This is a genomic window from Streptomyces sp. NPDC051684 (assembly GCF_044453445.1).
Taxonomy (GTDB): domain Bacteria; phylum Actinomycetota; class Actinomycetes; order Streptomycetales; family Streptomycetaceae; genus Streptomyces.
Window position 1 is genome coordinate 106,341 of the sequence record NZ_JBITCS010000008.1, and the last position, 18,899, is coordinate 125,239.

Here is an 18,899-nt window from a genome sequence, read left to right on the forward strand (position 1 = left end):
CTCACTACCGGACCGCCAAAGGGAGCGTACCCGCCGACCACGACAACGGGACAGGCCGCGACGGTAAAGCGCTTTCCACGCTCCCGCCGAGGGCGCCGACGGGCCGTCAGGCCACGTCGCCGCCGGCCTTCGCGACTCCTACGGCGGCCCGCTCGAGATCCTCCGCCGCGCGGTTGATCCGCTGCGTGGTGTCGGCCACTTGACGCCCGAGGCGCTGCGCCTCGGCAAAGACCCGCACCGCGAGGACCGCCAGCACGGCGAGCCCCACAAAACCCACAGCAACCGCCAGCATCGCCCAGAACATGCGCCGAGCCTAGACGGTCTGGTGGAGGCGCAGCGTGCGCACCCCGCCACCGGTGAGGAGTTCGATGATGCGCTCACCGGCGGGCTTGCGCACCAAGGTCTCGCACTCGGGACAGGTGAACGAGTAGAACGTGGTGCGGCTGCTGCCCCCGATCGCCAACCGGATCGCCGAGGCGGCCAGTTCGAAGCTGGCGCGACAGTCGGGGCAGGCGGCCCTGAAGACGACGGGCGCCACGGCGGACGCCGTGGCGGGCATTTCGGCAATGTCAGTGAAACCGGCCACACCAGTCATGTCACACACCTCGCACCTTTTGTCCGTTGTGCACCGTACGTCGCGCCGCAACGCCGGGGATCCGGGGGCTCCGTCAACTCCCTCACGCCACCCCGTCGTACGCCGCGAGCGCCTCGCGCGCCGCGTCCCGTGCGCTGGTCGCCAGGTCGGCGGGCGCCACGATGTGCCCGTCCCTGCCGAGCCGCAGCGCGAGCCGGCGCAGCGAGGACGGGTCCGGCGTGCGCAGCGTGATCCGCAGCCCGCCGTCCGGCTGCTCCTCCGCGCTGTCGTGCGGGTAGTACTCGGCGACCCAGCGCCCGCCGGGGCCGACCTCGACGACCACCTCGGGGTCCTCGGCCGCCGGCTGCACAAGCCCCTCGGACAGGTCCCGCAGCTCGACCTCCGGCGGCGCCGACGGCTCGTCCAGGACCTTGATCTCGGCGACCCGGTCGAGCCGGAACGTCCGCCGCGCCTCCGAACGCCGGCACCACGCCTCTACGTAGGTGTGGCCGACGCTCACGAGCCGGATCGGGTCGATCTCCCGCTCGGTCACCTCGTCCCGCGCGGGCGAGTAGTAGCGGATCCACAGCCGGCGCCGCTCCGAGATCGCCCGGTCGACGTCCGCGAAGACGCCGCCCTCCGACTCGAAGGTGACACTCAGGCGCGCACTCGCACCCGCCACCTCACCGGCCGCGGCCTCCAGCTTCGCGGTCGCCCGCAGCAGCGCGAGCCGGTCGCTCTCCCGCAGCCCCGGCAACGTGGCCACCGCGCGAGCGGCCACCAGAAGCGCGGTCGCCTCGTCGGCCGCGATCCGCAGCGGCTCCGCGACATCATCCGGGTTGTGCCACCAGATGCGGTCGCCGTCGGTGTCGATGTCCAGCAGATCGCCGCCCCGGAAGCTCGTCCCGCACAGCGGCAGCACGTCCAGGTCGGAGATCAGCTCGTCCTCGGTGATGCCGAAGGCCCGCGCGACATCCTCCACGCGCGCGCCGGGGCGCTCGCGCAGATACGTCACCAGGGACAGCATCCGGCGGGTCTGGTCGATGGCGTTGGCAGCCATGGTTGTTCGTACTCCCCCTCAGCCCTTGGCCACCGCGCGCAGCCGGTCCACGACATCGGCCCGCAGTTCGGCGGGCTCCAGCACCACCACGTCCGGGCCGAACTCCACGAGCCAGGCGTCGAGACCGTGCCCGTACGGGATCACCACCTCGTCCCAGCCGTCGCCCAGATCGCGCACGGAACCGGCCTTCGCGCGCAGCGGATAGCCGGCGCCCGCCCGCAGCCTGATCAGCGCGGAGCGGTCGGCGGTCTCCCCCGCCCAGCTCGCGACGGTCTCCCGCACGGTCACCACGTCCGGCACCCGCACCTGGAACTGCCCGGCGCGCGAGCGCACCTTGCCGGTGATCCGCGACAGCCGGAAGACCCGCTCGGCCTGCCGGTCGCGGTCCCAGCCCGCGAGATACCAGTGACCGCGCCAGCACTCCAGGGCCCACGGCTCCACGTGCCGCTGCTCGGGCCGGGCGGCCGTGGCCTTGCGGTAGTCGAAGACGACGGGACGCCGGTCGCGGCAGGCCAGCATCAGCGGCTCGAACGATGCCTCGTGCGCCGGAATCCGCGGCTCGAGCGCGCCATGGCCCTCGTACGGGTCCACGTCCTCGGGCATCCCGGCCGCGCGCAGCTTCTGCAGCGCGCCGCTCGCCGCGCCCGCGAGACGGGCCTGCTGCCAGACCTTCGCGGCGAGACCGAGGGCGGCGGCCTCCTCCGCGTCGAGCGTGACGGGCGGCAGTCGGTTGCTGTCGCGTCCGGCCAGATAGCCGACCTCGCCGTCCAGGTTCTCCACGGTCTCGATGACCAGGCCGAGCTCGCGCAGATCGTCCTTGTCGCGCTCGAACATCCGGTTGAAGGAATCGTCGCTGCCCGCCTCGAGATAGGCCTCGATGGATCCGCGCAGCTCGCGCTTGCTCAGCGGGCGCCGCGTCCCGAGCAGACACAGCGCCAGATTCATCAGCCGCTCGGCCTTGGCAATCGCCATCGACGCCCTCTCCTCAGGTGACTCCCGACGGACGACCGTACCGCTCGGGAGTGTCGCGGCAAAAGCCGAGGGCCCATGCCAACAGGCATGGGCCCTCGGATGACCGCTTGCGGTCAAGGTGTGACTGGCTCAGACGGCGATCAGGTCACACACGAAGATCAGCGTCTCGCCGGGGGCGATGCGGCCGCCACCGGCGCCACGGTCGCCGTACGCGAGGTGCGCCGGGATGGTCAGCCGGCGACGGCCGCCGACCTTCATGCCCTGCACGCCCTTGTCCCAGCCCGCGATGACCTGACCGGCGCCGAGCTGGAACTCCAGCGGGTTGCCCCGGTTCCAGGAGGCGTCGAACTCCTCGCCGGTCGAGAAGGACACACCCACGTAGTGGACCTTCACGAAGTCGCCGGCCTTCGCTTCGGCCCCGTCACCCTCCCAGATCTCCTCGATCTGGAGGTCCGTCGGTGCGTCACCGATCGGGAAGTCGACCTCGGGCTTGTCGATGTTCACGTGAAGCGCTCCTGCTTGTTGACTGCTCTGCAACCGGGACAGTCTGCCATCTTCCGCAGCGCGGTGCGTGACGGCTCAGTGCGCGGCGAGGATGTCGACGGTGAAGACCAGCGTCGAGTTGGCCGGCAGCGTCTTGCCCTGCGCCTTCTTGCCGTACGCCTGCTCCGGCGGGATCACCAGGAGCACCCGGTCGCCGACGTGCTTGCCGACGAGCCCGCTGTCCCAGCCCTTGATGACCTGACCGGCGCCGATCGGCGTCGTGAACGGCTGACCGCTCTTCCAGGACGAGTCGAACAGCTCGGCCTTCTTCTTGCCCTCGTTGATCTTCCAGGCGGCACCGCTGTACTGCATGGTGACCGTCTGGCCCTTCTTGACCTCGTCACCCTTGCCCTGGATCAGGACCTTGTCGACCAGGTCCTTCGGCGGGTCGCTCTTCGGGATCGAGATCGTCGCCGGCTCTTCCTTGTCGGCCTGGATCTGCGGCAGGTTCGACGGGATCGAGGCCTGCTTGCCCGCGGCCTTCTTCGGGATGACCTTGCCGACGTCCAGGGCGAAGACGAGCGTGTCCGAGCCCTTGATGCCCACCTGCTGGTTGCCCTGGCTGCCGAAGCCCGCGGCCGGCGGCGCCACGACGAGGACCCGGCTGCCCTCCTTCTGCCCGAGCACGGCCTGCGAGAACGCCGGAAGCTGACCCTCGGCGCCCGCGGTCACCATCTGGTCACCGCCGCCCTGCGCTCCGTAGGTGGAGCCGAGGTCCTTGCCGCCCTTCCAGACCTTGCCGGTGAAGTTCATCGACACCAGGTCGTTCTTCTTCACCGCGGGACCGTCGCCCTGGGACAACGTGTGCACGACGAACTTGTCGCTCGGGTCGCCCTTCGGCAGCGAGATCTTCGCCTGCTTGCCGTACGCCCCCGAGACCTTCGGCATCGGGTCGGCCTTGTCGACCGCCTTCGGCACTGCGCCCGGCTTCGACGAGGACGAGTCGGCCTTGTCCGCCGAATCCTTCTTGCCGTCGTCGCTGCCGCAAGCCGTCGCGGTCAGCGCCAGTGCCGGCACGATCAGTAGTGCTGCAAGTCGGCGTCGCACAGTGGTCCTCAAGTCGCTCGAATAGGGTCCGGCCACTCTAGGCCCTCCACCTGTCATTCCAAGGGACGGCCAGGGGCCTCGTACGAATGATTCGTACGAGGCCCCTGGCCGGTTTGCTCAGCGTGCGCGAGCGCACACCGGCGATCACATACCGGCGATCAACTTCTCCACCCGGTCGTCCACACTGCGGAACGGGTCCTTGCACAGCACCGTGCGCTGCGCCTGATCGTTCAGTTTCAGATGCACCCAGTCGACCGTGAAGTCCCGGCGCTGCTCCTGGGCACGGCGAATGAAGTCACCGCGCAGCCTCGCGCGCGTGGTCTGCGGCGGCACCGACTTGCCCTCGAAGATCTTCAGATCGTTGCAGATCCGCTTGGCCTGGCCCTTCTTCTCCAGGAGGTAGTAGAGACCGCGCTGCCGGTGGATGTCGTGATACGCGAGGTCTATCTGCGCGACCCTCGGGTGCGACATCGTCATGTTGTGCTTCGCGCGGTAACGCTCGATGAGCTTGTACTTCATGACCCAGTCGATCTCATTGCCCACCAGGTCCAGGTTCTCGGTCTCGATGGCGTCGAGCGTGCGGCCCCACAGCTCCAGGACCTGCTCCACGGTGCCGCTGCGAATACCCCTGCGCTCGCAGAAGTCCACGGCCTTCTCGTAGTACTCGCGCTGCACCTCGAGGGCCGAGGCCTCCCGGCCACTGGCGAGCCGCACCTTGCGGCGGCCCGTGATGTCGTGACTCACCTCGCGGATCGCCCGGATCGGGTTCTCCAGGGTGAGGTCCCGCATCACCGTGCCCGCCTCGATCATGCGCAGGACGAGATCGGTGGCGCCGACCTTCAGCAGCATCGTCGTCTCGGACATGTTCGAGTCGCCGACGATGACGTGCAGCCGGCGGTAGCGCTCGGCGTCCGCGTGCGGTTCGTCCCTGGTGTTGATGATCGGCCGGGAACGCGTCGTCGCGGAGCTGACGCCCTCCCAGATGTGCTCGGCGCGCTGGCTCACGCAGTACACGGCACCGCGCGGAGTCTGCAGCACCTTGCCCGCGCCGCACAGCAACTGACGCGTGACCAGGAACGGGATGAGAATGTCCGCGAGCCGCGAGAACTCCCCGTGCCGCGCCACCAAGTAGTTCTCATGGCAGCCGTAGGAGTTACCAGCCGAGTCCGTGTTGTTCTTGAACAGGTATACGTCGCCCGCGATTCCCTCCTCGTGCAGGCGGCGTTCGGCGTCGACGAGCAGGCCTTCCAGAATGCGCTCGCCCGCCTTGTCGTGCGTGACCAGCTCGGTCACGTTGTCACATTCGGGAGTTGCGTATTCCGGATGTGACCCGACATCAAGGTAAAGGCGGGCGCCGTTCCGCAGAAAGACATTGCTGCTGCGGCCCCATGACACGACACGGCGGAAGAGGTACCGCGCCACCTCGTCAGGAGACAGGCGGCGCTGTCCCCTGAACGTACACGTGACGCCGTACTCGTTCTCCAGCCCGAAAATGCGGCGGTCCATGACTGAACATTACGCCCGATCCCCCGAGCTGAAACGGGGTTCGACGGCACGGTTTGGATCATTTTCCGACGAGCGCGCGACACGCCCGGACGTGCGCGGCTCCGCCAGCACCCGACCCGTTGAAAGCAGCACGACCAGTGCAAGCGCGCCAGTGACGGCCGGAACGGCGAACCCCCACCGTGTGCCGGCCCACTCGACGACCGGACCCGCCACCGCGGTTCCCACACTGGAGCCGACCATGAACGTCGTCACGAGCCACGAGAACGCCTCCGTCACCGTGCCCACCGGCGCATGCCGGTCCACGACGATGAACGCACACGCGATGCACGGCGCCAGGAACACCCCCGCCAGCACCATCAGGGCCACCATCGCGACCGGCCCCGGCATCAGGACCAACGGCACGTAGAACAACGCGAGCAGCGCCACCAGCCACCGAAGTCGCTTCTCCGCGGCGCCACTCCACTGCCGCGCCCCGTAGACGCTGCCGCCCACCAGAGCGCCCATCCCGATCGCCGCCATCAGCCAGCCGTACACCGCGTCGCCGCCGCGCCCCTCCGCGTACGACATCGCCGCCACGGTGATCGAACCGAGCGCCGTCCCGATGAACAGGAACGCGACGAGCAGGACCAGCAGCCCCGACGAACGCAGCGCCCCCAGCCAGTGCGCCTCGCGCGGCGCCGAACGCCACGCGCGCGAGGGCTTCGACAGCACCACGGACAGCGCGCCGAGCACCCCGATCGCATTGAGCACCACGAGCGCCGCCTGCGCCGACCACAGCGACACGCACAGCGTCACCAGCAACGGCCCCACAGTGAACATGACTTCCTGCGCGATCGCGTCCATCGCGTACGCCGTGTGCACCTGCTCCTCGCGCGCCAGCACACTGGGCCACAGCGCGCGCAGTCCGCCCTCAAGCGGCGGCGTGAACAGCCCGGCCAGGGCCATCGCCGCGTACGCCAACGGCAGCGAGTCCGTCCCGACGAACGCGAAGACCGTCATCGCGAGCCCGGACAGGACCGCCGCCGGCAACTGCACCCTCGGCTGGCCCCGCAGATCGACGAGACGGCCGAGGAGCGGCTGCCCGACCGCGTTCGCCACCCCGTACACCGCCGCGAGCGCGCCCGCCAGGCTGTACGTACCGCCCTCGGCCCGGATGAAGAGCACGACGGCGATCGGGGCAGTGGCATTGGGCAGCCGCCCCACCAGCGTCCCCGTCAGTAGCCGCATCGCGTGCCGCGCCCTGAGGATCTCCGCATAGCCCGCGGCCATCGCCCGCCCCCGCCCTGAAGTTTTACGTATAACGTCGAGGGGTTATACGTACCACGTGCCCGACCGGCAGAGCCACCCGCTAACGTCGAGCACCCTGGAACGACACCCACGGAGGCACCAGTGACCAGCGGCCCGGACGGCACCACGACCGCCCGCCCCACCAGCAGGGACGTCGCCCGCGCCGTCGGCGTCTCGCAGGCCGCCGTCTCCCTCGTCATGGGCGGCAAATGGCGCGGCCGCGTCTCCGAGTCCACCGCCGAACGCGTCCGCGCCGCCGCCGAACAACTCGGCTACCGCCCCAACCTCGCCGCCCGCAACCTCCGCACCGGCCGCACCCGCACCGCCCTCCTCGTCGTCCCCGCACTCACCAACGAGTTCTTCGCCGGCGTCTATACAGGGGCCGCCTGCGTCGCCGCACAACACGACTTCGGTGTCGTCCTCTACCCCTCACCCGACGGCATCGGCCCTGCCCGCGACCCCTTCCCCTCCGCCCGCGCCGCCCTCGACGGCATCCTCGCCTCCTCCATGGCCGCCGACGCCCTCACCAACCTGCGCGGCGGCGACACCCCCGCCATTCCCCTCGTCATGCTCGACAGCGACCCCACCGGCAGCCCCGGCGCCACCACCGTCAACCTCGACCTCGCCGACGGCATCCGGCAGATCACCGACCACCTCGTCGCCCACGGCCACCGCGACTTCCTGCATCTCGCCTCCGCCGTCCAGTCCTGGACCTTCGACTTCCGCGCCCACGAACTCGCCGCCCGCACCGCAGCCCTGCCGGACACCACCGTGCGCACCATCCGCTCCGCCCTCACCGTCGAGGACGCCCTCGTCGCCACCGAGACGGCGCTGCGCACCTCCGGCCTCACCGCACCCACCGCCATCGTCTGCGACGACGACAAACTCGCCGCCGGCGCCTGCAAAGCCGCACGCCGCCTCGGCCTGCGCGTCCCCGACGACCTCTCCATCACCGGCTTCGACGACCTCTCCCTCGCCACCGCCATCGAACCCGAACTCACCACCGTGCGCCTGCCCGCCGAAGAGGTCGGCGCACACGGCATGCGCGCACTCCTCGCCGTCCTCGACGGCCACGAAGCCGAAACCGCCCCACTCCCCGTCGAATTGATCGTGCGCGGCTCCACCGGACCCGCCGCACCCCGCCCCTGACACACGTGTGCCCCGGCCCGTCTCACAACCGGCCGGGGCACACGACGCGCTACGCGCTCCTACTTGCCCTCAGAAGAACCGTCGTCGTCGGACACCGCGTCCGACTCGGCCTCCGTCGTCGCGGCAGCCCCCTCGGCCGTGAGCAGCCGCGACAACTGCCGCCCCACGATCCGCTTGAACTTCCGCTGCTGCGGCCGCGTACGGTCCAGAACCGCCACCTCAAGACGCTCCGCGGGAATCTCCCGCTCGCCCCCATTGGTGTCCCGCGACAGCGCGGTCACGGCCAGCTTCAACGCCTCGGACAGCGTCATGCCGTCCCGGTGCTGCTGATCCAGGTAATTGCTGATCTGCTCCGCACTGCCACCGACCGCCACCGAGCCGTGCTCGTCGACGATCGAACCGTCGTGCGGAAGGCGGTAGATCTGGTCCCCCTCGGCCGACGACCCGACCTCGGCGACCACCAACTCCACCTCGTACGGCTTCTCCCCCGCGCTGGAGAAGATCGTGCCCAGCGTCTGCGCGTACACATTCGCCAGACCACGAGCCGTCACATCGTCACGGTCGTACGTGTAACCCCGCAGATCCGCGTAGCGCACGCCACCGATCCGAAGGTTCTCGTACTCGTTGTACTTACCGGCGGCCGCGAAGCCGATCCGGTCATAGATCTCGCTGAACTTGTGCAGAGCACGGGACGGGTTCTCGCCGACGAACACGATGCCATCGGCGTACTGCAGCACGACAAGGCTGCGACCGCGAGCGATGCCCTTGCGCGCGTACTCCGCGCGGTCGGCCATCGCCTGCTGGGGTGAGACATAGAACGGCGTCGACACCGGCTATCCGTCCCTTTCTGTCAGTGGCTCGATGAGTAGGCAACCAAAGGAGAGTCGACCGGCTAGAGCAGAGCGGCCCGCGGACCGTCCGGCTCCTCCATGCGCCGCTCCAGGATCGACCGCGCGATCCCGGACGACTCGTCGTCCGACAGCCGCCGGAACCCGTCCTCCGTGATCACCGTGACGATCGGGAAGATCCGCCGCGCCATGTCAGGACCACCCGTCGCCGAGTCGTCGTCCGCCGCGTCGTACAGCGCCTGCACGACCAGCGTCGTCGCCTGCTCCTCCGTCAGATCCTCGCGGTAGAGCTTCTTCATCGCCCCACGCGCGAACACCGAACCGGAACCGGTCGCGGCGAACCCGTGCTCCTCGCTGCGGCCGCCCGTGACGTCGTACGAGAAGATCCGGCCCCGCTCACGATCCACGTCATAACCCGCGAACAGCGGCACCACGGCAAGACCCTGCATGGCCATGCCCAGATTCGACCGGATCATGGTCGACAACCGGTTCGCCTTGCCCTCCAGCGACAGCTGCGCACCCTCGACCTTCTCGAAGTGCTCCAGCTCCAACTGGAAGAGCTTCACCATCTCGACGGCCAGACCGGCGGTGCCGGCGATACCCACGGCCGAGTACTCGTCCGCCGGGAAGACCTTCTCGATGTCGCGCTGCGCGATCACATTCCCCATCGTGGCCCGTCGGTCACCGGCGAGTACCACGCCGCCGGGGAACGTGATGGACACGATGGTCGTGCCGTGCGGGGCCTCGATGACGCCCTGCGTCGGCGGCAACTGCCGGTTGCCCGGCAGGATTTCGGGCTGGTGCTCGGACAGGAAGTCCATGAAGGACGAGGATCCCGGCGTCAGGAAGGCAGCCGGTAGACGCCCGGAGCTACGAGGGTTGGCTTCCACGCGTTTCCTTCCAAGTAGGCAGCGGCCCGACGGACGGTGCCGGGGTCATCCCCCAACTTGCCGATGGCCGAATTGCAGTTGAAGCACAGTACGCCACGGACCCTACCCGTCTCGTGGCAGTGATCCACATGAACTGCGGGAGCCTTGAGGCAGATCACGCAGATCCCCATCTGAGAAGCGACCATCGCGTCGCGCTCGGCTTCGGTCATGCCGTATTGCCGCTTGAGGTGCCCAGCCCGCCCCTGTGCCGCCTTGCAGGATTTGCACAGGGTCACTGTGCGGCTTCACTTCGCCACAAGTGCGGCACCGCTTGTGCCCGGCAGGAACAGCGGGATTCTTCAACTCTCGCCGCTCCTGCCGCTTACGCCGGTCCCACTCCTTCGCATACTCACGAGCGCACGGCTTGCAGTAGTCCTGCAAGCCGTCGGTCCGCCCCCTGTGCACCCCGAAAGACGTACGCGGCAGCATGTCACCACAGCGCGCGCAGCGCTTCAGATCGCTAGCGTTCATGTATGCGGACTACTGTCCACCCTTTTGAACGAAGCTTCGAACGAAGTCCTCTGCGTTCTCCTCCAAGACGTCGTCGATCTCGTCCAGAACCGAGTCGACGTCGTCGCTCAGCTTCTCCTGGCGCTCCTTGAGGTCCTCGGTCGACTGCTCGTCGACCTGCTGCTCCTCGACCTCCTCGGTGGAGCGTGTCGCCTTCTGCTGTCCGCCGCCGGTGTCCTTGGTTGCCATGTCCAGCTCACCCCGCTCGGTTCGAGATAACAGCTCGTTCGTGATCAGAACCCTACGCGTCGGCTCTGACATCGGCCCCGCACTTTGTGCAACGTGCGGGGCCCACCTCTGTGATTCCCCCGCCACCGACTTTTCAGCCCCGGATCGGTGATTGATCATCGGTGGATCATGCGCCGCGTCACTGGCCGGACAGCACCTTGACCAGGTCCTCTGCCGTGCGGCACCGGTCCAGGAGCTCCTTCACGTGGTTACGCGTTCCGCGGAGGGGTTCCAGGGTTGGGACGCGCTGGAGCGAGTCCCGGCCGGGGAGGTCGAAGATGACCGAGTCCCAGGAGGCCGCCGCGACGTCGTCCGCGTACTGCTCCAGGCAGCGCCCGCGGAAGTACGCACGGGTGTCCTCCGGCGGCTTCGTACGGGCGTTCTCGACCTCTGTCTCGTCCAGGAGGCGCTTCATCTTGCCGCGCGCCTCCAGACGGTTGTAGAGGCCCTTCTCGGCCCGCACGTCGGCGTACTGGAGGTCGAGGAGGTGGAGCTTCGCGGCGTCCCATTCGAGGTTGTCGCGGCGCCGGTAGCCGTCCATGAGTTCACGCTTGGTGACCCAGTCGAGCTCGCCGGACAGGCTCATCGGATCCGTCTCCAGGCGCCCGAGTACGTCCTCCCAGCGGCTCAGGACGTCCTTGGTCTGGTCGTCCGCGTCGGCGCCGAAGCGCTCCTCCACGTACTTCCTGGCGAGTTCGAAGTACTCCATCTGGAGCTGGACCGCGGTGAGTGTGCGGCCGCTACGGAGCGTGATCAGGTGTTGCAGGGACGGGTCGTGCGAGACCTGGTGGAGGGTGCGGACGGGCTGGTCCACGGCCAGGTCGACGGCGATGAAGCCATCTTCGATCATGGACAGAACGAGTGACGTCGTGCCGAGCTTGAGGTAGGTCGAGATCTCCGACAGGTTCGCGTCGCCGATGATCACGTGCAGGCGGCGGTACTTCTCCGCGTCCGCGTGCGGCTCGTCGCGGGTGTTGATGATGGGCCGCTTGAGCGTGGTCTCGAGGCCCACCTCGACCTCGAAGTAGTCCGCGCGCTGACTGAGCTGGAAGCCGTGCTCGTGGCCGTCCTGGCCGATGCCGACGCGGCCGGCCCCCGTGACGACCTGGCGCGAGACGAAGAACGGGGTCAGGTGGCGCACGATGTCCGAGAACGGGGTCTCCCGCTTCATCAGGTAGTTCTCGTGCGTCCCGTAAGAGGCGCCCTTGTTGTCGGTGTTGTTCTTGTAGAGGTGGATGGGCTGGGCCCCGGGCAGCTGGGCCGCCCGGTCAGCGGCCTCGGCCATGATGCGCTCGCCGGCCTTGTCCCAGAGCACGGCGTCGCGGGGGTTGGTGACCTCCGGGGCGCTGTATTCGGGGTGCGCGTGGTCTACGTAGAGGCGCGCTCCGTTGGTGAGGATGACGTTGGCCAGGCCGATGTCCTCGTCGGTGAGCTGGCTGGAGTCGGCGGCCTCGCGTGCGAGGTCGAAGCCTCGCGCGTCGCGCAGCGGGTTCTCTTCCTCGAAGTCCCAGCGGGCCCTGCGGGCCCGGTGCATCGCCGCGGCGTAGGCATTGACGATCTGGGACGAGGTGAGCATGGCATTGGCGTTGGGGTGGCCGGGGACGGAGATCCCGTATTCCGTCTCGATGCCCATTACTCGCCGTACGGTCATGCGGCCCTCCTTGCCCGGCAGCGCCCTCGGTCGGGGGCGTCGCTCAAGTACCGCTGGTTCTCCGGTGCGTGTGCGGTGCCCGTCCCCGCACTGCGCGACTCGGCGGCATGGAAGAGCCTAGAACGCCTTTGCGCTGGTGGGGAGATCATTTGCGTCATTGGATTCGCTCCGGCTTCGAGCGGTGGGTGGCGTGGTCGGTTCCTGTGGTGTGCCGCGCGGCGCTGCCGCAAAACAGTCGGCTGCGGGTACCCGGTTCGGGCACCCGCAGCCACCCTGTCTTTTACAGGTACTGACCGGTGTTCGCCACCGTGTCGATGGAGCGTCCGGTGTCCGCGCCCTGCTTTCCGGTGACGAGTGTGCGGATGTAGACGATCCGCTCGCCCTTCTTGCCGGAGATTCGGGCCCAGTCGTCCGGGTTGGTGGTGTTGGGCAGGTCCTCGTTCTCCTTGAACTCGTCGATGCAAGCCTGGAGGAGGTGGGAGACCCTGAGCCCCTTCTGGTTCTGTTCGAGGAAGGCCTTGATGGCCATCTTCTTGGCGCGGCCGACGATGTTCTCGATCATTGCGCCGGAGTTGAAGTCCTTGAAGTAGAGAACTTCCTTGTCGCCATTCGCGTATGTCACCTCGAGGAAGCGGTTTTCCTCGGATTCGGCGTACATCTGCTCCACGGCCGTCTGGATCATGGCGTGGACGGTGGCGGCGCGGTCGCTGCTGTGCTCGTCGAGGTCGTCGAGGTGCAGCGGCAGGCGTTCGGTGAGGTACTTGCCGAAGATGTCCTTGGCGGCTTCGGCGTCCGGGCGCTCGATCTTGATCTTTACGTCGAGTCGTCCGGGTCGCAGGATGGCGGGGTCGATCATGTCCTCGCGGTTGGAGGCGCCGATCACGACCACGTTCTGCAGGCCTTCCACGCCGTCGATCTCGGCGAGCAGCTGCGGGACGATGGTGTTCTCCACGTCCGAGCTGACGCCGGATCCGCGGGTGCGGAAGAGGGATTCCATCTCGTCGAAGAAGACGATGACGGGGGTGCCCTCGCTGGCCTTCTCGCGGGCACGCTGGAAGACGAGGCGGATCTGCCGCTCGGTCTCACCGACGTACTTGTTGAGGAGTTCGGGGCCCTTGATGTTGAGGAAGTAGCTCTTGCCCTGGGCCACTCCGGTCACCTCGGCGACCTTCTTGGCCAGGGAGTTGGCGACTGCCTTGGCGATCAGGGTCTTTCCGCATCCGGGGGGCCCGTACAGCAGGACGCCCTTGGGCGGCCGCAGTTCGTGCTCCCGGTAGAGGTCCGGGTAGAGGTAGGGGAGCTCGACAGCGTCGCGGATCAGTTCGATCTGGTTGCCCAGGCCGCCGATCTGCTCGTAGCCGATGTCCGGGACCTCTTCGAGGACGAGTTCCTCTACTTCGCTCTTCGGTACGACTTCGTAGACATAGCCGGATCGGGGTTCGAGAAGGAGGGCGTCGCCGGGGCGGATGGTGACGTCCAGGAGCGGCTCGGCGAGCCGTACCACCCGTTCCTCGTCGGTGTGCCCGACCACGAGGGCTCGATCGCCGTCCTCGAGGATTTCCTTGAGGGTGACGATGTCGCCGACGCTCTCGAACTCCATGGCCTCGACCACGTTGAGCGCTTCGTTGAGCATGAGTTCCTGGCCGCGTCGGAGCTCTTCGAGTTCGACGCTTGGGCTCACGTTCACGCGGAGTTTGCGGCCGCCGGTGAAGATGTCGGCGGTGCCGTCCTCGTTGGCCGAGAGGAAGACTCCGAAGCCTGCCGGTGGTTGTGCGAGCCGGTCGACTTCTTCCTTGAGGGCCACGATTTGGTCGCGGGCCTCTCGGAGTGTGCCCGCGAGCCGCTCGTTCTGTGCGGACACGCCGGCCAGGTTGGTCTGCAACTCGACGATCCGCTCTTCGAGAATCCTCGTGTGTCGCGGAGAGTCGGCGAGCTTGCGCCGCAGGACGGCGATTTCCTGCTCGAGATAGGCAACCTGCCCGGCAGGGTCTTCGGACCCTCGTCCCGGGCGGATGCCGCGGTTGATGTCGTCGTCGTGGGCTGCCACGGTCCTCACCTCCTCCAAGGGGAGCTGGACGCTTCCAGACCCTACCTGGGCGGGTGTCGATTGAAACCCCTAGATCAAAAAGACGATGGGGTGTGTCCGATCTTCACCCTTGCGCTCTCCCTCACGCCAGGGGAATACCCAGCCAACAACATCGGAAAGCGGCCGGTTGTAGGGTCGAAGTGTTCAACACCCGTCAGGCTTGGCCCGACTTGCTCCTCCGAGGGAGGCTTTCGGGGGCCGCGACGCAGGAAACGGCAGGAGACATGAGCGTGCGGCAAGAGGCCGGATCCGGTACCGACAGCAGTGTTCCGCTGGAGGTGTGGATCGACCAGGATCTGTGCACCGGCGACGGGATCTGTGCGCAGTACGCTCCCGAGGTATTCGAGCTGGACATCGACGGTCTGGCGTATGTGAAGAGCGCGGACGACGAGTTGTTGCAGGACGTGGGTGCGGCAACGCCGGTGCCGCTTCCGCTTCTCACGGATGTGGTGGCGTCGGCGAAGGAGTGTCCCGGCGACTGCATTCATGTGCGGCGGGTTTCGGACAGAGTCGAGGTGCACGGCCCTGACGCCGAGTAACCGTCCATCACTCTGCGTAGAAAAATGGGCCCCGTCCGCCGGTTCTCCGGCGGACGGGGCCCATTGCGTGCGGTGTCAGGCGGCGCGGGCCTCGGAGGGGGTGGAGCGGACGAACGACCCGTCCTTCCACTGCCACTTGGCCTTCTCGTGGACGTCCGGGCGGTAGCGGGGCACGGAGTCGGAGGAGTAGCCGTCCAGGGCGGCGAGGACGGAGCCGTCCTGTATGGCGAGGGTGGTCGCCGAGTAGTTGTCCTTGGGCGCGACGAGCGTGGCGACGACGCGCGGCTTGGCCCCGGCGGGCTGGGTGAGGACGTAGATGCCGCTGGGCGGTGTGCCGACGCCGGCGTCGCAGCGGACGACGGCGACCGTCTCGGGCCGTCCGTCGCCGTCGAGGTCGCCGGCCGCCTGGCGGACGACCTTGGTCTTGACGGGCCCGCAGTCGAGCGGGAAGTGGACGGCGGCGGGGTCGGGTGCGGCGACGGCCGCGGGTCTGCCCGTGGGGGCCTTGTGGTCGGCCTGGGCCGCGGTGGCGGAGTCCGGCTTGAGGAAGCCGGAGACCGCGACGACCGCGGCGAGGGCGGCCGCGGTGGCCAGCCAGTGGATGGGTCGTGTGGTGGTGTGCGCCAGTTCCGGGACGGCGGATTGCTGCACGAGGAGCGTCTCCTGTGAGGGCTGTGCCGGTGGGGGTGGCCAGCATCGTGCCATACGTCACAGTGCGCGGGAACGGCGGGGTCCGTTCTTTCTCAGGTGATATCTGGTGCTGGTGCTGCCGGTTCGTCAACGAACAAGCGCCGCCGCGGAGTTCCCGTTGGCGCGGGGAACTCGGCGGCGGCGCTGTCACGTTGTGCGGTTGTACGTTTTTCGGTGGTCCGGCCTCAGTGGCTCAGCGGCCGCGGTTTCCGCCTGCGGCGTTGGGGCCGTCGTAGTCCTCGCCGTAGGCACCCTTGGCGGGGCGGCGGCGGCGCATGGGCGGTTCGACGCCGTCCGCGAGGCGGCGGGCGGTGAGCAGGAAGCCGGTGTGGCCGATCATCCGGTGGTCGGGGCGGACGGCGAGGCCCTCCACGTGCCAGTTGCGGATCATCGACTCCCAGGAGGTCGGCTCGTTGAAGCAGCCGATCTCCCGGATGGACTCGACGGTACGGGCGAGCTGCGTCGTGGTGGCGACGTAGCAGCACAGGATACCGCCGGGGACGAGCGCCTTCTTGACGACGTCCAGGCACTCCCAGGGGGCGAGCATGTCGAGGATGACGCGGTCGACGTCGCCGTCGGACAGGTTGTCCTGGAGGTCGCCGACGGTGAGCTGCCAGGCGGGGTGCGGTCCGCCGAAGTAGCGCTCGACGTTGCCCTTGGCGATCTCGGCGAAGTCCTCGCGGCGCTCGTAGGAGTGCAGCATGCCTTGGTCGCCGATGGCGCGCAGCAGGAAGCTGCTGAGGGAGCCGGAGCCCACGCCCGCCTCCACGACGCGGGCGCCGGGGAAGATGTCGGCGAAGGCGAGGATCTGCCCCGCGTCCTTGGGGTAGACCACGGCGGCGCCGCGGGGCATGGACAGGACGTAGTCGGGGAGCAGGGGGCGCAGCGCGAGGTAGGCGACGTTTCCGGTGGTGCGGACAACGCTGCCCTCGGGTGCGCCGATCAGCTCGTCGTGCGGGAAGGAACCCTTGTGGGTGTGGAAGTTCTTTCCCTCTTCGAGCGTGAACGTGTAGTGGCGGCCCTTGGGGTCGGTCAGCTGAACCTGGTCCCCGACCGTGAAGGGCCCGCGCCTGCGGGCGGCACCGGTCGGTTCGGACATGTGAACAGCCTACCGGGCCCGGCGGGGGACGCCGACCATCGCTTGGCGAAACCCGATGGGGTGAACGCGGCGTCGGCCCGTACCGCCCGGTCCGTCGACGGCGGATCGTGATGCGGAGAGCCGTCGCACCTTCGGGAGCCACCATGGTCCTTACCGATGCTGTCCCCCTTGTCGTGGCTGCCATCACCGTGATCGGCAGCATCGTGCAAGCCCGCCGCAAACGCCCTCTGACCCGCGAGATCGTCAAGCAGGACGTCGAGCTGTTGGGCCTGCTCCCGGAGGACAGCGACGCCAGGAGGGTCCTGGGAGCGCACGTCGACGCAACTGTCCGCAGGATCGTCGAGGAAGAGGACCAGCGGACGCGTGACCACGCAGGCACCTGCCTTGCGATCGCCTTCCTGCTGATCGCGCTATTGCTGTCGGCCGTGTCCGTCAGCCGGGGCGGCGTCTGGTGGTGGCTGACTGCGCCCGCCGCTTTGGTTGGGCTGCTGGGAGCTGTCGGACTCGGACAGGATGCCGTGCCGCGGCGGCGCGACGCGCACGGACGGCCACTGTGAATCAGGACCAGGCACGCGTTCAGGACGGGCGGGCCATGGCCTTCACGAAGGCGCGTTCCACGTCGGCCGCGGAGAGGACTCCGTAGATGGCGCCGTTCTCCTCGACGACGAGGTATTCGGTGGCGGGGGTCTCGCGGAGGGTGTCGAGGAGTTCTTCGCCGGCGAGTTCGGCGGAGACGCGCATACCGTCGGTGAGGTCCTGGGCGAGGCCGCTGACGGGGACCCAGGGGCGGCGGTGTTCGGGGATGCCGACGATGGCGGCCTCGCGGACGAGGGAGTGCGGGTCGCCGTCCGCGTCGACGACGACGAGGGCGCGGGCGCCGGCCTCGTTGGCGCGGCGCAGGGCCTCGGAGAGCGGGGTTTCGGCCTCGACGGGGACGGCGCGCCGGGTGAGGGTGCGGGCGCGCAGGTCGGGGAGGTGTTCGCGCAGCCGTGCCATGCGCAGGCTGTTGCCCGCGCCGGTCCAGATGATCGCGGCGAGGATCGCGGCGAGCAGTGCGTCCATGAGGGTGTCCATGCCGCCCGCCTCTTCGGCGCCTTCACCGAGGGCGCCGGACTGGGTGAGCAGCGGCAGGCCGATGAGGACGGTGACGGCGAGGGCGCGGCCGACCCAGGCGGCGGCGATGGTGCCGCTCATGGGCCTGCCGGTGAGCTTCCAGACGACGGCGCGGAGCATGCGGCCGCCGTCGAGCGGGAGGCCGGGCAGGAGGTTGAAGGCGGCGACGATCAGGTTGGAGATCATCAGGCCCGCCAGGAGCACGCCGGGGACGGTGCCGGGTTCGACGGCGCGCATCGCCGCGTAGAAGACGCCGGACAGGACGAGGGAGAGCAGCGGGCCCACGAAGGCGAGCATGAATTCGCGGCCGGGGGTCTCGGACTCCTTCTCGATCTCGGAGACACCGCCGAAGAACTGCAGTTGGATGCGGCGCACCGGCAGTTTGTAGCGCAGCGCGACGACGGTGTGGGCGAGTTCGTGGATGAGTACGGAGGCGTAGAACGCGACGGCGAAGAAGAGGGAGACGAGGTAGCGGGCGGCGCCGAGCTCGGGCAGCACGCGGTCGAGCTGGCCGCCGAAGACCCAGGTGATGAGCGCGGCCACGAGGAACCAGCTGGGGGCGACGTACACCGGGACGCCGAAGGGGCGCCCCATGAGCAGTCCGCCGCGCGGTTCGGGGCGTTTGGTGGGGCCCTTGGTGGCGCCCTTGCGCTTGCCGGAGGTGGCGGCGGCGCGCTCGGGGTGGCGGTCGTAGGGGTGCGTCGGAGGCACGTCCTGCGGCCGGGTGGCCGGGTCGGCGGCCCGGGGCGCCGGTTCCGGGTCGGTCGGTGACGTGGGGCCCGGTTCCGTAGCGGCCCGTTCCGTATCGGCCGGATCCGTACCGGTCGGTGCCGCGTCGGTCCGCTTGTCCTGCGCCGGGTGCGCCGGGTCCTCGCCGGCCGCCTTCGGCGTCTCCGGCTCGCCCGGCTCCTGGGCCTCACTGGTTGCGCGGGCTTCGGTCGCATCCGGCTCGACCGCGGCCGGCGGCCGGGGCGGCGTCGCCTCGCCGGTGCCGGACTGCGGCTGCCCGCTCTCGTCCACGGTGATCCCTCGGTCCCCTCGTTCGAAGCGTTTCCCGCCGCCCGGCGG

General features: G+C 68.8%; 20 protein-coding genes. 3 read left to right on the forward strand and 17 right to left on the reverse strand.

The features are described 5' to 3' along the window. Positions 1 to 106: 106 nt before the first annotated feature. The 8 genes from ACIA8D_RS12320 to ACIA8D_RS12355 all read right to left on the reverse strand — a co-directional run bounded on the left by ACIA8D_RS12320 (position 107) and on the right by ACIA8D_RS12355 (position 6,971). Positions 107 to 304: a hypothetical protein gene (locus tag ACIA8D_RS12320; RefSeq protein WP_399231250.1), complete on the reverse strand. Its 198-nt coding sequence runs from the start codon at positions 302 to 304 to the stop codon at positions 107 to 109. Positions 305 to 313: 9 nt separating this feature from the next. Then, on the reverse strand, positions 314 to 559 hold the full coding sequence (locus tag ACIA8D_RS12325; RefSeq protein ID WP_399231251.1) for a hypothetical protein: 246 nt from the start codon (positions 557 to 559) through the stop codon (positions 314 to 316). A 118-nt stretch (positions 560 to 677) separates the two neighbouring features. Further along, on the reverse strand, positions 678 to 1,634 hold the full coding sequence (locus tag ACIA8D_RS12330) for a helix-turn-helix transcriptional regulator (RefSeq protein WP_399231253.1): 957 nt from the start codon (positions 1,632 to 1,634) through the stop codon (positions 678 to 680). Positions 1,635 to 1,652: 18 nt separating this feature from the next. Beyond that, positions 1,653 to 2,606: a helix-turn-helix transcriptional regulator gene (locus ACIA8D_RS12335; RefSeq protein WP_399231255.1), complete on the reverse strand. Its 954-nt coding sequence runs from the start codon at positions 2,604 to 2,606 to the stop codon at positions 1,653 to 1,655. A 129-nt stretch (positions 2,607 to 2,735) separates the two neighbouring features. Further along, positions 2,736 to 3,110: an FKBP-type peptidyl-prolyl cis-trans isomerase gene (locus tag ACIA8D_RS12340; protein WP_399231257.1), complete on the reverse strand. Its 375-nt coding sequence runs from the start codon at positions 3,108 to 3,110 to the stop codon at positions 2,736 to 2,738. A 75-nt stretch (positions 3,111 to 3,185) separates the two neighbouring features. Next, positions 3,186 to 4,196, reverse strand: coding sequence for an FKBP-type peptidyl-prolyl cis-trans isomerase (locus ACIA8D_RS12345; protein WP_399231258.1), 1,011 nt, complete (start codon positions 4,194 to 4,196; stop codon positions 3,186 to 3,188). Positions 4,197 to 4,340: 144 nt separating this feature from the next. Continuing rightward, positions 4,341 to 5,702: a Pup--protein ligase gene (gene pafA / locus ACIA8D_RS12350; protein WP_399231261.1), complete on the reverse strand. Its 1,362-nt coding sequence runs from the start codon at positions 5,700 to 5,702 to the stop codon at positions 4,341 to 4,343. 9 nt (positions 5,703 to 5,711) lie between these two features. Continuing rightward, entirely contained in the window at positions 5,712 to 6,971 is a 1,260-nt protein-coding gene (locus ACIA8D_RS12355; RefSeq protein WP_399231262.1) for an MFS transporter, read from the reverse strand. A 120-nt stretch (positions 6,972 to 7,091) separates the two neighbouring features. Here ACIA8D_RS12355 and ACIA8D_RS12360 point away from each other — a divergent pair, with 120 nt between their 5' ends. Next, on the forward strand, positions 7,092 to 8,138 hold the full coding sequence (locus tag ACIA8D_RS12360; protein WP_399231264.1) for a LacI family DNA-binding transcriptional regulator: 1,047 nt from the start codon (positions 7,092 to 7,094) through the stop codon (positions 8,136 to 8,138). Positions 8,139 to 8,197: 59 nt separating this feature from the next. On the opposite strand, the gene prcA is transcribed toward ACIA8D_RS12360, so the two are convergent. The 6 genes from prcA to arc form a co-directional block, all read right to left on the reverse strand. Then, on the reverse strand, positions 8,198 to 8,968 hold the full coding sequence (gene prcA / locus ACIA8D_RS12365; RefSeq protein ID WP_399231266.1) for a proteasome subunit alpha: 771 nt from the start codon (positions 8,966 to 8,968) through the stop codon (positions 8,198 to 8,200). 62 nt (positions 8,969 to 9,030) lie between these two features. Further along, positions 9,031 to 9,876 carry a proteasome subunit beta gene (gene prcB / locus ACIA8D_RS12370; RefSeq protein ID WP_399231267.1) on the reverse strand — a complete coding sequence of 282 codons (846 nt, stop codon included), beginning with the start codon at positions 9,874 to 9,876 and terminating at the stop codon, positions 9,031 to 9,033. After that, positions 9,828 to 10,085, reverse strand: coding sequence for an endonuclease VII domain-containing protein (locus tag ACIA8D_RS12375; RefSeq protein ID WP_399231269.1), 258 nt, complete (start codon positions 10,083 to 10,085; stop codon positions 9,828 to 9,830). Before ACIA8D_RS12375 ends, prcB begins: the two co-directional genes overlap by 49 nt. 310 nt (positions 10,086 to 10,395) lie before the next feature. Beyond that, positions 10,396 to 10,614: a ubiquitin-like protein Pup gene (locus tag ACIA8D_RS12380; protein WP_385759617.1), complete on the reverse strand. Its 219-nt coding sequence runs from the start codon at positions 10,612 to 10,614 to the stop codon at positions 10,396 to 10,398. A gap of 178 nt (positions 10,615 to 10,792) precedes the next feature. Then, positions 10,793 to 12,304, reverse strand: coding sequence for a depupylase/deamidase Dop (gene dop, locus ACIA8D_RS12385; RefSeq protein WP_399231271.1), 1,512 nt, complete (start codon positions 12,302 to 12,304; stop codon positions 10,793 to 10,795). A 280-nt stretch (positions 12,305 to 12,584) separates the two neighbouring features. Next, on the reverse strand, positions 12,585 to 14,351 hold the full coding sequence (arc, locus tag ACIA8D_RS12390; RefSeq protein ID WP_399231273.1) for a proteasome ATPase: 1,767 nt from the start codon (positions 14,349 to 14,351) through the stop codon (positions 12,585 to 12,587). A 263-nt stretch (positions 14,352 to 14,614) separates the two neighbouring features. Between arc and ACIA8D_RS12395 the strand changes: the two genes are divergently transcribed. Next, on the forward strand, positions 14,615 to 14,929 hold the full coding sequence (locus ACIA8D_RS12395; protein WP_399231275.1) for a ferredoxin: 315 nt from the start codon (positions 14,615 to 14,617) through the stop codon (positions 14,927 to 14,929). Between the two features lie 75 nt (positions 14,930 to 15,004). On the opposite strand, the gene ACIA8D_RS12400 is transcribed toward ACIA8D_RS12395, so the two are convergent. Then, positions 15,005 to 15,580 (reverse strand): hypothetical protein, encoded by a 576-nt coding sequence (locus tag ACIA8D_RS12400; protein WP_399231277.1) that lies wholly within the window; start codon positions 15,578 to 15,580, stop codon positions 15,005 to 15,007. Between the two features lie 232 nt (positions 15,581 to 15,812). Next, positions 15,813 to 16,718, reverse strand: coding sequence for a tRNA (adenine-N1)-methyltransferase (locus ACIA8D_RS12405; protein WP_266721490.1), 906 nt, complete (start codon positions 16,716 to 16,718; stop codon positions 15,813 to 15,815). A gap of 143 nt (positions 16,719 to 16,861) precedes the next feature. On the opposite strand from ACIA8D_RS12405, the gene ACIA8D_RS12410 reads away from it, so the two are divergent. Then, positions 16,862 to 17,275 carry a hypothetical protein gene (locus ACIA8D_RS12410; protein ID WP_399231279.1) on the forward strand — a complete coding sequence of 138 codons (414 nt, stop codon included), beginning with the start codon at positions 16,862 to 16,864 and terminating at the stop codon, positions 17,273 to 17,275. A gap of 19 nt (positions 17,276 to 17,294) precedes the next feature. On the opposite strand, the gene ACIA8D_RS12415 is transcribed toward ACIA8D_RS12410, so the two are convergent. Beyond that, positions 17,295 to 18,851: a site-2 protease family protein gene (locus tag ACIA8D_RS12415; RefSeq protein WP_399231281.1), complete on the reverse strand. Its 1,557-nt coding sequence runs from the start codon at positions 18,849 to 18,851 to the stop codon at positions 17,295 to 17,297. Positions 18,852 to 18,899 lie beyond the last annotated feature (48 nt).